The sequence below is a fragment of the Streptomyces sp. NPDC003032 genome (assembly GCF_053591415.1).
In genome coordinates this window covers 135,105-147,875 of record NZ_JBSFTT010000024.1, presented here as the reverse complement: position 1 = coordinate 147,875, position 12,771 = coordinate 135,105, and the positions used below count along the sequence as shown (strand labels likewise).

Genomic DNA, 12,771 nt, shown 5'->3' with positions numbered 1-12,771 from the left:
CAGCCAGGGCCAGCTGGCGGACATCCGCCGTGACTATCTGTGGTACTTGAAGCAGACGCGCCGTTCGGCGCTCTACACCGCGAGGGCGCAGCGCGCGAGCGGCGGGACAGGGGCGCTGCGCGCGGAGCGGCACCCCGGGAGCGGGGTTTGTGCGGTGTGGGGATGGTGCGGCGAGGCGGGGGGTGGGAGGCGTCCGGCGCGGGGCGGTGGGGCGGGTGCGTATTGAGATGTGTGAGCCCCGCGGCACGGGGGAACACGTGTGCCCCGGCGCTCTGGGAGCGGCGGGGCACCGGCGTGGAAGGGGGCGGGTCAGCCTGCGACGGCGACCGTCGGCTCGCCGGAGGCGACGCCGTCCTTCTCCATCTGTTCGGCGATCTTCAGCGCCTCTTCGATGAGGGTCTCCACGATCTTCGACTCGGGGACGGTCTTGATGACCTCGCCCTTGACGAAGATCTGGCCCTTGCCGTTGCCGGAGGCGACACCGAGGTCGGCCTCGCGGGCCTCACCGGGGCCGTTCACCACGCAGCCCATGACGGCGACGCGGAGCGGCACCTCCATGCCGTCCAGGCCGGCCGTGACCTCCTCGGCCAGCTTGTAGACGTCCACCTGGGCGCGGCCGCAGGAGGGGCAGGAGACGATTTCCAGGCGGCGCTGGCGGAGGTTGAGGGACTCCAGGATCTGCATGCCGACCTTGATCTCCTCCGCCGGAGGGGCGGAGAGCGAGACGCGGATCGTGTCGCCGATGCCCTCGGAGAGCAGCGCGCCGAAGGCGACCGCCGACTTGATCGTGCCCTGGAAGGCCGGGCCCGCCTCGGTGACGCCGAGGTGCAGGGGGTAGTCGCACTGGGCGGCCAGCTGGCGGTAGGCGTTGACCATGACCACCGGGTCGTTGTGCTTCACCGAGATCTTGATCTCCCGGAAGTCATGCTCCTCGAAGAGCGACGCCTCCCAGAGAGCGGACTCGACCAGTGCCTCGGGGGTCGCCTTGCCGTACTTCTTCAGGAGACGCGCGTCCAGGGAGCCGGCGTTGACGCCGATGCGGATCGGCGTGCCCGCGTCCTTGGCGGCGCGCGCGATCTCCTTCACCTTGTCGTCGAACTGCTTGATGTTCCCGGGGTTCACGCGGACCGCCGCACAGCCCGCGTCGATCGCCGCGAAGACGTACTTCGGCTGGAAATGGATGTCGGCGATCACCGGGATCTGCGACTTCCGCGCGATCGTCGACAGCGCGTCCGCGTCATCCTGGGTCGGACAGGCCACTCGTACGATCTGGCACCCCGACGCCGTCAGCTCCGCGATCTGCTGCAGCGTCGCACCGATGTCCGACGTACGCGTCGTCGTCATCGACTGGACCGACACCGGCGCGTCCCCACCGACAGCCACCGAGCCGACCTGGATCTTGCGGCTGACCCTTCGGTCGGCGAGCTTGGTCGGAACGGACGGGATTCCGAGCGATACGGCAGTCATCTGGCGAGCATCCCCAAGAGTGTGGATTCACAGAGTGTGGGTCACAAGAGTGAAGAGTGTGGGTCTGGGTCCCGAGATCGACGGGCTCCAGGCTTCGAGATTACGGCACCCCGGGCGGCGCGGGCACACCCCGTCCGGAAGTCCACCCAATGGAGGGCGGCCCGGCACATAAAGTGCCGGGCCGCCGCAAACTTCGTAGAACTAGGAGATTCTCACCGGATTCACCACGTCCGCGATGAGCACCAGGATCGTGAAGCAGATGAAGATCCCGGCCACCACATAGGCGACCGGCATCAGCTTCGCCACGTCGAACGGGCCGGGGTCGGGGCGGCGCAGGACCTTCGCCACGTTGCGGCGCGCGGACTCCCACAGGGCGCCCGCGATGTGTCCGCCGTCGAGCGGGAGCAGCGGCAGCATGTTGAAGAGGAAGAGCGAGAGGTTGAAGCCCGCGATGAGGAAGAGCATCATCGCGATCTGGTTCTGCGGCGGGATGTCCAGGGTGAACACGTCGCCGCCGACACGGGCGGCGCCGACCACGCCCATCGGCGAGTCCTGCTTGCGCTCTCCGTCGCCGAACGCCGCGTCCCAGAGGTCCGGGACCTTGGACGGCAGGGCGATGATCGACTCGACGCCGTTCTCCATCATGTCGCCCATGCGGTCCACGGAGTCGCCGAAGGACTGCTGGACGATGCCGGTGGCGGGGGTGAAGCCGAGGAAGCCCGCGTAGACGTACTTGCCCTCGACGTACGCGCCGTCGCCGTCGGTCTTGGTGACCTGGTTCTTGATCAGGTTCGCGTGCAGGTCCACGCGCTCGCCGTCGCGCTCGACCGTGATGGTGGCCGGGCCGATGGTGTCGCGGATCTTGGTCTGGAGCGTGGACCAGTCGTCCACGGACTGTCCCTGGAAGGCGACGATCTTGTCGCCCGGCTTGAGCCCCGCCGCCTTGGCGGGCGCGGCCTTGTCGCCCTTCTCGCATTTGGCGCGGTTCTCGCTCTGCTGGATGACACAGTCCGAGACCTTGCTGACCTGGGTCGTCTGGCTGCTGATGCCGAACGTCATCATCACGCCGAGGAAGATCGCCACGGCGAGGACGAGGTTCATGAAGGGGCCGGCGAACATCACGATGACGCGCTTCCACGGCTTGCGCGTGTAGAAGAGGCGGGTCTCGTCGCCGGGCCTGAGCTCCTCGAAGGCCGCCGAGCGGGCGTCCTCGATCATGCCGCGCCATGGCGAGGTGGAGCGTGCCTCTATGCGGCCGTCGGCGCCCGGCGGGAACATGCCGATCATGCGGATGTAGCCGCCGAGGGGGATGGCCTTGATGCCGTACTCGGTGTCGCCCTTCTTGCGCGAGAACAGGGTCGGGCCGAAGCCGACCATGTACTGCGGTACGCGGATGCCGAACATCTTGGCGGTCGACAGGTGCCCCAGCTCGTGCCAGGCGATCGAGAAGAGCAGCCCGATCACGAAGACGACTATCCCGAGGATCATCATCAAGGTCGTCATGCACGAGCCTCCGCGGTCGTCTTGGCTGCCAGTTCGCGTGCCCGAGCGCGCGCCCAGGTCTCCGCTTCGAGGACGTCCGCGACGGTCAGGGAAGTTCCCGCTGACGGGGTGCCGTGTTCCGCCACGACCTTCGTCACCGTCTCCATGATGCCGTTGAAGGGCAGCGCGCCCTTGAGGAACGCGTCCACGCACTCCTCGTTGGCGGCATTGAACACCGCCGGGGCCGTGCCCGCGAGCTCTCCGACGTGCCGGGCGAGCCCGACCGACGGGAACGCGTCGTTGTCGAGCGGGAGGAACTCCCAGCTGGACGCCTTCGTCCAGTCGAAGGCGGGCGCCGCGTCGGGCACCCGCTCGGGCCAGCCGATGCCGATGGCGATCGGGCCGCTCATGTCGGGCGGGGTCGCCTGGGCGAGGGTCGATCCGTCGGTGAACTCGACCATGGAGTGCACGTACGACTGGGGGTGGACGACGACCTCGATGCGGTCGAAGGGGATGTCGTAGAGGAGGTGCGCCTCGATGACCTCAAGACCCTTGTTGACCAGCGTCGCGGAGTTGATGGTGATCACCGGGCCCATGGCCCAGGTGGGGTGCGCCAGCGCGTCCTCGGGGGTGACGTGCGCGAGATCGGCCTTCGTACGTCCCCGGAAGGGGCCGCCGGAAGCGGTGACGACGAGTTTGCGTACGTCCGCGCGGGTGCCGGCGGCGAGCGCCTGGAAGAGGGCCGCGTGCTCGGAGTCGACCGGGATGATCTGGCCGGGCTTGGCGACCGCCTTGACGAGCGGGCCGCCGACGATGAGCGATTCCTTGTTGGCGAGCGCGAGGGTGCGGCCCGCTTCGAGGGCGGCGAGCGTCGGCGCGAGGCCGATGGAGCCGGTGATGCCGTTGAGGACCGTGTGGCAGTCGGACGCGGCGAGCCCGGTCGCGGCGTCGGGTCCGGCCAGGATCTCCGGGAGCGGCTCCCCCGCGTCGTACTGCCCCTGGAGGGCTTCCCGCAGCGCCGGTACGACGTCCTCGCGGGCGACCGCGACGGTCTTCACCCGCAGTCGGCGGGCCTGCTCGGCGAGGAGGCCGACGCGGCCGCCCGCGGCGGAGAGCGCGGTGACCCGGAAGCGGTCGGGGTTGCGCAGGACGAGGTCGATGGCCTGGGTGCCGATCGAACCCGTCGAGCCGAGGATGACGATGTCCCGCGGGCCGTCTCCGTCGGTGAGGGAGACGGGGTCGAAGACTCGGTGCGGGTCGGCGAGGGGAGATGGGCTGTCGCTCATGCCCCCCATTGTGGCCGCTACACCTCTCGGCCCGGACCGCGCGGGGCCGGATGTGGCGTACGTGGCGTGTGGTGCGGGCGTGCGAGGTCGCCCTGTACGACGCCCTCCGCCGTGTCGACCGTGGGCGCGCTGAAGCGGAGCCGGGCCGTGGGCTGACGGGGCTGGAGGCCGTCGGCGCTGAACTCGACCGCGTCCTCGGCTGGCCGGTCCCGCTGTTCGACGTGGACGTCCAGGTTGAACAGGTAGCCGACGGACTCTTCCTTGATGGCGTCCATCATCGCGGTGAAGAGGTCGAAGCCCTCGCGCTGGAACTCGAAGAGGGGGTCCCTGCCGAGGTAGGAGCGCATCCAGATGCCCTCCTGGAGGTAGTCCATCTCGTACAGGTGCTCGCGCCATTTCCGGTCGAGGACGGAGAGCACCACGCGGCGCTCCAGCTCGCGCATGACGTCCTCGCCGAGCTGTCGTTCGCGTTCCTCGTAGCGCGCGTGGATGTCGTCGGTGACGGCCTCGGCGACCAGGAGGGGGGTGAGGTCCGCGCGGGAGCCGGCCCTCTCGTCCAGCTCCACGACCGTGACGCCCACGGGGTAGAGCTGGTCGAAGGCGCTCCACAGCCGGTCCAGGTCCCACTCCTCGGCGAAGCCGTCCTCGGTCTCCGCTGCCACGTACGCGTCGATGGTGTCGTCCATGAAGTGGTGGATCTGCTCGCGGAGGTCCTCGCCCTCCAGGACGCGTCGGCGCTCGGCGTAGATGAGGGCGCGCTGGCGGTTGAGGACCTCGTCGTACTTGAGGACGTTCTTGCGGGTCTCGAAGTGCTGCTGTTCGACCTGGGACTGCGCGGAGGCGATGGCGCGGGTCACCATTCTGTTCTCGATGGGGACGTCGTCGGGGACGTTGGCCATCAGCATGACCCGCTCGACCAGCTCGGCGCGGAACAATCGCATCAGATCGTCGCCGAGCGAGAGGTAGAAGCGGGAGCGGCCCGGGTCGCCCTGGCGGCCGCTGCGGCCGCGCAGCTGGTTGTCGATGCGGCGCGACTCGTGCCGCTCGGTGCCGAGGACGTACAGGCCGCCGAGTTCCTTGACCTCGTCGTGCTCGGCGGCGGCCGCCGCCCCGATGCGCTCCAGGGCCTCGCGGTAGTCGTCCGGGGCCGTCTCGGGGGTGAGGCCGCGCTCCTTCAGCTCGGTCTCCGCCATGGCCTCGGGGTTGCCGCCGAGCATGATGTCGGTGCCGCGGCCCGCCATGTTCGTGGCGACGGTGACGGCGCCCTTGCGGCCGGCCTGGGCGACGATCTCGGCCTCGCGCCGGTGGTTCTTGGCGTTGAGCACCTCGTGCGGGATGCCGCGTCGGGTGAGGAGCGCGGAGAGGTGCTCGGACTTCGCCACGGAGACGGTGCCGACCAGGACGGGCTGGCCGGTGCGGTGCCGTTCGGCGATGTCCGTGACGACCGCCTCGAATTTCACGGACTCGTCGCGGTAGATGACGTCGGGCATGTCGGCGCGGATCATCGGCTTGTTGGTGGGGACGGGCACCACATGGAGTCTGTAGATCTGGTGGAATTCGGCGGCCTCGGTCATGGCCGTGCCGGTCATTCCGGAGAGTTTCTCGTAGAGGCGGAAGAAATTCTGGAGGGTGATCGTGGCGAGCGTCTGGTTCTCGTCCTTGATCGTCACGCCTTCCTTGGCCTCTATGGCCTGGTGGACGCCTTCGTTGTAGCGGCGTCCCGCGAGGATGCGTCCGGTGTGCTCGTCGACGATGAGGACCTCGCCGTCGGTGACGACGTAGTCCTTGTCCTTCTTGAAGTGTTCCTTCGCCTTGAGCGCGTTGTTCAGCTGGCCTATGAGGGGCGTGTGGGCGGAGTCGTAGAAGTTGTCGATGCCCAGCTGGTCCTCCAGGAATTCCACGCCCCTGTCGAGGATCGCCACGGTGCGTTTCTTCAGGTCGTACTCGTAGTCGTACGCGTCGCGCAGCCCCGCCAGTTCGAGTTTGCCCTGCGGGGTGGTGTACTTCTCCTCCTGGATCGCGATGCCCTTCATCCTCCGCACCGCCTGGGCGAAGAATCCGTACCAGTGCGTGGGCTGGTCGGCGGGTCCGGAGATGATCAGCGGGGTGCGTGCCTCGTCGATGAGGATGGAGTCCGCCTCGTCGACGATCGCGAAATGGTGTCCGCGCTGGACGAGTTCGTCTTTCGTCCAGGCCATGTTGTCGCGCAGATAGTCGAAGCCGAATTCGTTGTTGGTGCCGTACGTGATGTCGCAGGCGTACGCGGCGCGGCGCTCGGCCGGGCTCATCTCGGCCTTGATGACGCCGACGGTCAGGCCGAGGAACCGGTAGGCGCGGCCCATCCAGCGGGCGTCGCGCGCGGCGAGGTAGTCGTTGACGGTGACGAGGTGGACGCCCTTGCCGGTCAGCGCGTTCAGATAGGCGGGCAGCGTCGCGGAGAGAGTCTTTCCCTCGCCGGTGTGCATTTCGGCGATATTGCCCAGGTGCAGCGCGGCGCCGCCCATGATCTGCACGTCGAAGTGGCGCATGCCGAGCGTGCGCCGGGCCGCCTCACGGACGGTCGCGAAGGCCTCGGGCAGCAGCGCGTCGAGGCTCTCTCCGTCGGCGTACCGCGCTCTGTACTCATCGGTGAGGGAGCGCAGTTCGGCGTCGGAGAGCCGCTCGACTTCCTCCTCGATGGAGTTGACCTGATCCCTTGTGCGTTCCAGGCGGCGCAGTGTTCTGCCTTCGCCCGCGCGCATGATCTTTCCGGTGAGGCGTTCCAGTCTGAGGACGGACAATGGAATTCCCCCCCTGATTCCCCGGCCGGTCCGCTCATTGTGGGCGGGGCCCTACTGCCCGGCAAGCGGACCGGTTCAGGGCGGGGTGGAACGCGTCGCGCGGGACGGATTTCAGCGAATGGGCCGGTGGACGTTGTCGTGTTTGGAGGGGCCGGGGGTGGCTTCCGCGATCCACGGGCCTTCGCCGGACGGGTCGATGACTCCTGCTTCGAGCCAGGTGTAGGTGCCGGAGAGGACGCCCTTGACCACCTTGCGGTCCAGTTCGTCCGTGTTGGTCCACAGGCGGTCGAAGAGTTCGTCGACGCGGATGCGGGACTGGCGGCAGAAGGCGTCGGCCAGCTGGTAGGCCTCGCGGCCGTGGTCCTCGGTGGTGCGCAGGAGTTCGGCGCGCACGCAGGCCGCGCTCATCGCGAAGAGTTCGGCCCCGATGTCGACGATCCGGCCGAGGAAGCCCTGCTTGCTCTCCATCTTTCCCTGCCAGCGGGACATGGCGTAGAAGGTGGAGCGGGCCAGCTTGCGGGCGCCGCGCTCCACATAGCGCAGGTGGCCGGAGAGGTCCGTGTGGCCGGGTGGGTGGAATTCGGCGTACGAGCGCGGGAGCTGCCCGGGGCCCGCGACGAGTTTCGGCAGCCAGCGCGCGTAGAAGCCGCCTGCCCGCGCGCCCGCCTTCGCCTTGTCGGAGAGCGTCTTGTCGGGGTCGATGAGGTCGCCCGCGACCTTGAGGTGGGCGTCGACGGCCTCGCGGGCGATCAGCAGGTGCATGATCTCCGTGGAGCCCTCGAAGATGCGGTTGATGCGCAGATCCCGCAGGACCTGTTCGGCGGGGACCGCGCGCTCGCCGCGGGCGGCGAGGGACTCGGCGGTCTCGAAGCCGCGGCCGCCGCGGATCTGGACCAGCTCGTCGGCCATCAGGCAGGCCATCTCGGAGCCGTACAGCTTGGCGAGGGCGGCCTCGATGCGGATGTCGTTGCGGTCCTCGTCGGCCATCTGCGAGGAGAGGTCGAGGACGGCTTCGAGCGCGAAGGTCGTCGCCGCGATGAAGGAGATCTTCGCGCCGACCGCCTCGTGGAAGGCGACCGGCTTGCCCCACTGCTCACGGGCGGCCGACCACTCCCGGGCGATCTTCAGGCACCACTTGCCGGCGCCGACGCACATGGCGGGCAGCGAGAGCCGCCCGGTGTTGAGCGTGGTGAGGGCGATCTTCAGGCCCGCGCCCTCCGGGCCGATGCGGTTGGCCGCCGGCACGCGCACCTGGTGGAAGCGGGTCACGCCGTTCTCCAGGCCGCGCAGGCCCATGAACGCGTTGCGGTTCTCGACGGTGACGCCCTCGGAGTCCGCCTCGACGACGAAGGCCGTGATGCCGCCCTTGTGCCCCTCGGACTTCGGCACCCGGGCCATCACGACGAGCAGGTCCGCGACGACGCCGTTGGTGGTCCACAGCTTCACACCGTCCAGGATGTAGTCGTCGCCGTCGGGCACCGCCATGGTGGCGAGGCGCGCCGGGTCCGAGCCGACGTCCGGCTCGGTCAGCAGGAACGCCGTGATGTCGGTGCGGGCGCAGCGCGGCAGGAAGGCGTCCTTCTGCTCCTGCGTGCCGAAGATCTTCAGGGGCTGCGGTACGCCGATCGACTGGTGCGCGGAGAGCAGCGCGCCGACCGCGGGGCTCGCGGAGCCGACGAGGGCGAGGGCCTTGTTGTAGTAGACCTGCGTGAGGCCGAGACCGCCGTACCGCGTGTCGATCTTCATGCCGAGGGCGCCCAGCTCCTTGAGGCCCTTGATGACCTCGTCGGGGATGCGCGCCTCGCGCTCGATGCGGGCCGGGTCGATCTTCGTCTCGCAGAAGTCGCGGAGCCTGGCGAGGAACTCCTCGCCGCGCCGGGCGTCCTCGTCCGGCGGCATCGGGTGCGGATGGACCAGGTCGAGCCGGAAGCGGCCGAGGAAGAGTTCCTTGGCGAAGCTGGGCTTGCGCCAGTCCTGCTCGCGGGCGGCCTCGGCGACCTGCCGGGCCTCGCGTTCGCTCACGGACGGTTTGGGGGTTGGTGCGGTCATGAGGAGCTCACCTCGCCGCGCAGAAGGGTCGGTTACTGGCTGGTGCTACTGGATCGTTGGTACCCCATTCGTCCCGAGCCCACCAGTCCTCGCGCAGCGTTCGTACGAGAACGGCCGGAGCCCCCGCACAGTGGGCTCCGGCCGTTGTCCTCGGGGGACCTGGCTGCTTACAGGGCGAGGCCCGTCATCACCATGACCCGCTCGTACGTGTAGTCGTCCATCGCGAAGCGGACGCCCTCGCGGCCGACGCCGGACTGCTTGACGCCGCCGTACGGCATCTGGTCGGCGCGGTAGGAGGGGGCGTCGCCGATGACCACGCCGCCGACCTCGAGGGCGCGGTGCGCGCGGAAGGCGGTCCGCAGGTCGTGTGTGAACACGCCCGCCTGGAGGCCGTACTTGGAGTCGTTGACGGCGGCGAACGCCTCCGCCTCGCCGTCCACCTTCTTGAGGGTGAGGACCGGTCCGAAGACCTCCTCGCAGGCGATGGTCACATCGGCCGGTACGTCGGCGAGCACGGTCGGCGCGTACGTGGCGCCGTCGCGCCTGCCGCCGGTGAGCAGCTGCGCGCCCGCCTTGACGGCCTCGTCGACCCAGGACTCCACCCGCTTGGCGGCGTCCTCGTTGACCAGCGGGCCGACGTCGGTCTTCGGGTCGGACGGGTCGCCGGTGACCTGGGCCTCGACGGCCTTGACGACGCGCGGCACCAGACGGTCGTAGACGGAGGCGTCGGCGATGACCCGCTGCACGGAGATGCAGGACTGGCCGCCCTGGTAGTTGGAGAAGGTCGCGATGCGCGAGGCGGCCCAGTCCAGGTCCTCCTCCGAGGAGAAGTCGTCGAGGATGACGGCCGCGCCGTTGCCGCCCAGCTCCAGGGTGCAGTGCTTGCGCGGCACCGAGTCCATGATCGCGTAGCCGACCTTGTCGGAGCCGGTGAAGGAGATGACCGGAAGCCGCTCGTCCTGGACGAGGGCGGGCATCTTGTCGTTGGCGACCGGCAGGACCGACCAGGAGCCGGCGGGCAGCTCGGTCTCGGCGAGCAGCTCGCCGAGGACGAGGCCGGAGAGCGGGGTCGCCGGGGCGGGCTTCAGGATGATCGGCGCGCCGACGGCGATGGCCGGGGCGATCTTGTGCGCGCAGAGGTTCAGCGGGAAGTTGAACGGCGCGATGCCGAGGACGACGCCCTTGGGGAAGCGGCGCGTCAGGGCGAGGCGGCCCTGGCCGCCGGCGTCGGTGTCCAGGCGCTGCGCCTCGCCGCCGTTGAAGCGGCGGGCCTCCTCCGCGGCGAACCGGAAGACGGATACCGCGCGGCCGACCTCGCCGCGGGCCCACTTGATCGGCTTGCCGTTCTCGGCGGAGATGAGCTGCGCGATCTCCTCGGTGCGCTCGACGAGCCTGCGGCTCACGTGGTCGAGGGCGGCGGCGCGGGCGTGGGCCGGGGTCGCGGCGAACTCGTCGCGCACGGCGTACGCGGCGGCGACCGCCTCCTCGACCTGGGCGTCGGTCGGGACGGCCGCCTTGGCGACGAGCCGCCCGTCCCAGGGCGAGGTGACGTCGAACGTGGTCTCGCCGGTGGTCTGGCGACCGGCGAGCCAGAAGGCGTGGATGGAAGTCATGTCGAGTCCCGGCCCTTCCGCGGAGGTGTGTCTGGGGGTACGTCCCTCACCGTAGGGGCAGCCGAAGTCGCTGACGTTTGTCCGACGCGGAGTACTGGCCGGGGGCCGCGCGCCTCTTTGGCAGAGGCGGGGAGGTCAGGGGCCTGAAAGGTGCCTCTCAGGGGACGTAGGGGACGTGAGGGGCCTGAAGAGTGCCCCTCACGGGACGTAGGGGACCTCAGGGACCTGAAGAGTGCCCCTACGGGACGTAGGGGACCTCAGGGGCCTGAAGGGCGCGTCCTCAGTCGGACCCCGCCGACGTCGCCTTCAGTGACAGCCACAGCTCCATGCGGACGTCCGGGTCGTCCAGGGAGCGGCCGAGGATCTCCTCGACCCGGCGCATGCGGTACCGCAGCGTGTGCCGGTGGACGCCGAGGTCCGCCGCCGCCGCGTCCCACTGGCCGTGCCGGGAGAGCCACGCCCGCAGCGAGGCGACGAGGTCGCCGCGGCCCGTCGCGTCGTGTTCGTGCAGCGCCCGCAGGAGCCCGTCCGCGAAGGCCCGCACCGCGTCGTCCGCGAGCAGCGGCAGCACGGACCCGGCGGCCAGCTCCTCGTGCTCGACCAGGGCGCGCCCGCGCCGGCGGGCGACGGACAGCGCCTGCTCGGCCTGCTTGTACGCGGTGGCCGCGGCGATCGGCCCGGCCGGCGCGGACAGGCCCATCACCAGTTCGGCCTCCTCGCCGGACGCCGTGGGCTCGCGCCCGGCCGTGCCCCGCCCGGCCTCCAGCGCCGCCGCGTACTCCGCGCAGGCCCGCGCCCCCGCGCCGCCGTCCACGACAAGGAGCACCAGCCGCTCCCCGTAGGGGACGACGAGCAGCGCCTCGCCGGAGCGGGCGGCGGCGGCCTCGACGACGTCGACGAGCGCGGCGAGCGGATCGCCGCTGCCGGATGCGTCGGCCACCACGGCGAGGACCGCGGCGGAGGCGGAGGCGTGGGCGGCGGCCTCCGCCGCTGGACCGGTGCCCTCGCCGCTCTCCTCGGTCCCCGCCGCCGCGCCCGCCCGCACCCGGGCCGCCGACGCGGACGCCACCTCGGCGACGACGAGCCGGAAGGGCGCGTCAAGGAGGCTTCCGTAGAGGTCCCCCGCGACGGTCCGCGCGTGGTCGGGCTCCCCCGCGAGCAGCATTCGCAGCACGGCGGCGCCGATGCGCTGCTCGGCGGCGTGCAGCGAGCGGGAGCGCTCGGTGGTCAGGGTGAGCAGCGCGATCGCGGAGTGCACCGCGTACCGCTCGGCGGTGCCGAGGGTCGAGGCCGTGCCGACGGCGAGCGCGGCGCGCGGCCTGCGTCCGGTGCCGAGCGAGTGCAGCTCCACGCGGTCCTCGGCGCCCGCGACGACGGAGCTCGCGGGCGCGGGCCGCTCCCTGAGGCGTTCGACGTCGGCGGTGAGGCGGGCGGCCCGGCGCGTGGCCCACTCCGGCGCGGTGGCGACGACGGCGCCGGACGCGTCGTACAGCGCGGCCCATCCGTCGACCTGTCCTGCGAGCGCGAGGAGCAGCCCTTCGGGGCCGTCGCTCAGCGCCTGCTTGGTCAGTTCGCGCTGGGCGGCGAAGCCCGCGGTCACGGCGCGGTACTGCTCGGCGGCGATGGCGGCGGACACGGCCTTGCTGATGGCGAGGAACGGCGTGCGCCGCGGCACCTCGATGAGCGGCAGGTCCGCTTCGGTGGCGGCGTCGAGCAGGGCCTTCGGGATGTCGGGGTAGTGGACGCCGACGGCGAAGCCGAGGCCGACGACGCCGGCGCCCGCGAGCCGTTTCACGTAGCGCCGCATGGTCTCCGGGTCCTCCGCGTCCAGCTTGAGCGCGGTGATCAGGAGCAGCTCACCGCCCTCCATGTAGGGCACGGGGTCGGCGAGTTCGCTGGCGTGCGCCCAGCGCACGGGGGTGTCCAGGCGTTCCTCGCCCGCACGCACGGTCAGTTTGAGCGCGGAGTGGTGGACGAGCGAGGCGAGCGTGGGCGGCATGGGACCTTCAGGTCTGCGGCAGGCGGGGCGGGGGCTTCCCGGCGGCCCGAGGGGCCGAGGCCCGGTGGCCGGGCGCCGGGATGTGGATCTTTTGG

Annotated in this window: 8 protein-coding genes; 1 reads left to right on the top strand and 7 read right to left on the bottom strand. The window is 70.5% G+C overall.

What is annotated here, in order from left to right; genetic code table 11:
• Window positions 1-226, top strand: a 226-nt coding sequence (locus tag ACWDZ7_RS29500) for a hypothetical protein (protein ID WP_451801128.1), incomplete at its 5' end; no start/stop codon positions are given.
• Window positions 227-309: 83 nt separating this feature from the next.
• Here the strand turns inward: ACWDZ7_RS29500 and ispG are convergent.
• The 7 genes from ispG to ACWDZ7_RS29465 form a co-directional block, all read right to left on the bottom strand.
• A complete protein-coding gene (ispG, locus tag ACWDZ7_RS29495; protein ID WP_451519991.1) occupies window positions 310-1,467 on the bottom strand; it encodes a flavodoxin-dependent (E)-4-hydroxy-3-methylbut-2-enyl-diphosphate synthase in 1,158 nt (385 codons plus the stop codon).
• Window positions 1,468-1,668: 201 nt separating this feature from the next.
• On the bottom strand, window positions 1,669-2,970 hold the full coding sequence (locus ACWDZ7_RS29490; protein ID WP_451801120.1) for a M50 family metallopeptidase: 1,302 nt from the start codon (window positions 2,968-2,970) through the stop codon (window positions 1,669-1,671).
• A complete protein-coding gene (gene dxr / locus ACWDZ7_RS29485; protein ID WP_451801119.1) occupies window positions 2,967-4,235 on the bottom strand; it encodes a 1-deoxy-D-xylulose-5-phosphate reductoisomerase in 1,269 nt (422 codons plus the stop codon). Before dxr ends, ACWDZ7_RS29490 begins: the two co-directional genes overlap by 4 nt.
• A gap of 17 nt (window positions 4,236-4,252) precedes the next feature.
• Window positions 4,253-6,976 (bottom strand): preprotein translocase subunit SecA, encoded by a 2,724-nt coding sequence (gene secA / locus ACWDZ7_RS29480; protein WP_451801127.1) that lies wholly within the window; start codon window positions 6,974-6,976, stop codon window positions 4,253-4,255.
• 150 nt (window positions 6,977-7,126) lie between these two features.
• Window positions 7,127-9,064, bottom strand: a complete 1,938-nt coding sequence (locus ACWDZ7_RS29475) for an acyl-CoA dehydrogenase family protein (protein ID WP_451801118.1) — start codon at window positions 9,062-9,064, stop codon at window positions 7,127-7,129.
• Window positions 9,065-9,231: 167 nt separating this feature from the next.
• Entirely contained in the window at window positions 9,232-10,677 is a 1,446-nt protein-coding gene (locus tag ACWDZ7_RS29470; RefSeq protein WP_451801116.1) for an aldehyde dehydrogenase family protein, read from the bottom strand.
• A 280-nt stretch (window positions 10,678-10,957) separates the two neighbouring features.
• A complete protein-coding gene (locus ACWDZ7_RS29465) occupies window positions 10,958-12,676 on the bottom strand; it encodes a PucR family transcriptional regulator (RefSeq protein WP_451801115.1) in 1,719 nt (572 codons plus the stop codon).
• Window positions 12,677-12,771: the final 95 nt, after the last annotated feature.

What these genes read in the sequence shown, in the direction of transcription:
- ACWDZ7_RS29490 (WP_451801120.1), bottom strand. Translation starts at nt 2,970, where the DNA reads ATGACGACCTTGATGATGATCCTCGGGATAGTCGTCTTCGTGATCGGG.
- ispG (WP_451519991.1), bottom strand. Translation starts at nt 1,467, where the DNA reads ATGACTGCCGTATCGCTCGGAATCCCGTCCGTTCCGACCAAGCTCGCC.
- dxr (WP_451801119.1), bottom strand. Translation starts at nt 4,235, where the DNA reads ATGAGCGACAGCCCATCTCCCCTCGCCGACCCGCACCGAGTCTTCGAC.
- secA (WP_451801127.1), bottom strand. Translation starts at nt 6,976, where the DNA reads ATGCGCGCGGGCGAAGGCAGAACACTGCGCCGCCTGGAACGCACAAGG.
- ACWDZ7_RS29470 (WP_451801116.1), bottom strand. Translation starts at nt 10,677, where the DNA reads ATGACTTCCATCCACGCCTTCTGGCTCGCCGGTCGCCAGACCACCGGC.
- ACWDZ7_RS29475 (WP_451801118.1), bottom strand. Translation starts at nt 9,064, where the DNA reads ATGACCGCACCAACCCCCAAACCGTCCGTGAGCGAACGCGAGGCCCGG.
- ACWDZ7_RS29465 (WP_451801115.1), bottom strand. Translation starts at nt 12,676, where the DNA reads ATGCCGCCCACGCTCGCCTCGCTCGTCCACCACTCCGCGCTCAAACTG.